1 protein-coding gene is annotated in these 2,181 nt (G+C 33.4%); it reads right to left on the minus strand.

Annotated features, from left to right (window positions below; all coding sequences use genetic code 11):
• Positions 1-572 precede the first annotated feature (572 nt).
• Positions 573-1,784 (minus strand): hypothetical protein, encoded by a 1,212-nt coding sequence (locus BLW16_RS22835; RefSeq protein WP_090560196.1) that lies wholly within the window; start codon positions 1,782-1,784, stop codon positions 573-575.
• Positions 1,785-2,181 lie beyond the last annotated feature (397 nt).

Raw genomic sequence — 2,181 nt, forward strand, 5'->3', positions numbered from 1 at the left:
CCCTTATAATTGTATTGAAAAGTGGCCCACTGATTATCGTAATGACTGGCCCGCTATCATCCGTTTTCGCTGGCCCAGTATCACCGTTATAGACAACTTAAGTTTAAGTACCTTCATTTATTGAAAAATTACGTAATTAAGTCTAGAACAGAGAGCGGTAGTTTTGATGTGCATATTTGAATTTTAATTACGTTATAAAAACGAAAATTACGCAAAATTTACCACAATTTTAACAGCAAAACACCGGAGAGAGGCATTGATGTTACAAATAAAATTATTGACTATCAACATTTTTAACTACCAATTATACACATGTGATTTTGCTAAAATATTCCGTTTTTGATCCTTTAACTCTCATCTACACCGATGGAGAAATTAGCGGAAATACTATTTATTTAGGTGCGGATACGATCATAATAAAAATGATAAGAAGTTGATAGTGGAAAAGGCAAAAAGAAGCAAGTTATAAATTAAAGAACTTTAATATTGAATTTTGATCTTAGTTTTGATTGTTGAAAATGACCACTAAATGTAGGGAAGAACCACTTTCACCGAAATACACACCTGACCCCTTAAATTCCAAATCTTGTTACCCGCAGATGCAAGTAGTGGTGTCGTTTAATCAGATCATCATAGGTTAACAACCTAACGTTCGCCTTTGGAATCGCCATGAATGCGTTTAACCCAGAAATGTTTTGCAGCTTATCTTCATCAGTTCCCATCAATAAAGAATATTGAAAATCTAATTTTTTTATTGATACGTCATGTTGAAGTGATTTGGATTGTATTTCTTCCAAGTTGGCGGGATCAGAAAAATAGTCAAAATACTTTGTGCCTATTTGATGGAAGTACTTTTGAGCAGGCCTGAGCATGGAGAGGTTTCGTTTGGAGAAAAAACGCTGGTTTGGCAGCTTGACTTCGAATAGCTCATTCAAGTTCATAGAATATTGATGTGCGATATTAAAAAAATCAACCTCTTCATATTTCCTTGAACTATTATGATAATAGTGTTGTTCATAAATTGATTTATAAAAGTGCTCAGACTTAAGAAGATGGTGATAAGTTTGAAGGAATATATGAATTTGTTTCTCATTCCGTAAAGATGGATTTTGATTATACGTTTTCAACAACTTAATTAAAGCATCAGCCGTAGATTCAACAATTTGCAGACCGTTACCAACCCACAAATAGTCCAGCGGCTTTTTATTTTCATAGAACACTTCAGACAACACTTTTAATTTATAGGCTCTCGCATTAAATATGCGCATATTCATCTTTGTAAAATCCGAACTGCTATCTAAGTCTAAATCATCAATATCCGATTTTAATCTGTCTAACCATCTGTCCATTCCTTTCGCTAAGGGATTATTAGTAGTTCCTATTCTTTTATGGTTTTCTGGTTTATAAACCAATCCATCAAATACATTTTCAATTAGTTCATCTACGTGTTCATAGTGCTGGCGCTCATACCCAAGCATATTGTTCATCAAAAATAGTGGCAATGCCGAAAGTCTGAAATTCTTGTCCGAATAGGTAAAAACAGAGTGCCTTAACCAATGGGCTAGTTCTGTATAGCTTTGGGAAAAAGTATCGCTTGTAAAATCGGCGATAATAAAATCAAGATGCTTTTGATTCTCTATCAATTCCGTTTCAATGACACTTTTAGCGTCAGCAATCGAATATCGGATAATTACATCGGTTTCATGCTCAATGTATTCTCCTATGTACATTTTAAGATATTGCTCAACCTCAATGGTCATCTCTGAAATGAGGAGAAACTTCATAACGCTATAATCCCCGCATAGAAGTCATCGATAGACGCCAATAAATTTTCAAAATAAATTTTGCCCAATATTTTGTTGAAGATTAATACAGTATATAAATTTATAACTCTTTTGCAGAATATTCTTTCAAACTACCTAAGATTTATAATTTAAATTACGACTTTTTACTAACATTTTTAGCTTAAAAGGTTCGCTTTCTTATCTTTACTTAAGAATCAATTTTATATTATACTCAACACCCGTGAATTTGCTTATCTGATATGGGGCTTGCAGCTTTTGATAGTTCTTCTGCTTTCCAGAAATGGAGTTGCTATATTTGAGTAGACAGTAAGTTAAGAGAATTACATACCTTAACAGAAATTATGTCACAAGTAAGAAAAGCGTACCCGAAGGAGTT

It is taken from the genome of Pedobacter hartonius (genome assembly GCF_900107535.1).
Classification (GTDB): Bacteria; Bacteroidota; Bacteroidia; order Sphingobacteriales; family Sphingobacteriaceae; genus Pedobacter; species Pedobacter hartonius.

Excerpts from the sequence above, each read along its gene's own strand:
- BLW16_RS22835 (WP_090560196.1), bottom strand. The coding sequence starts at position 1,784 with ATGAAGTTTCTCCTCATTTCAGAGATGACCATTGAGGTTGAGCAATAT.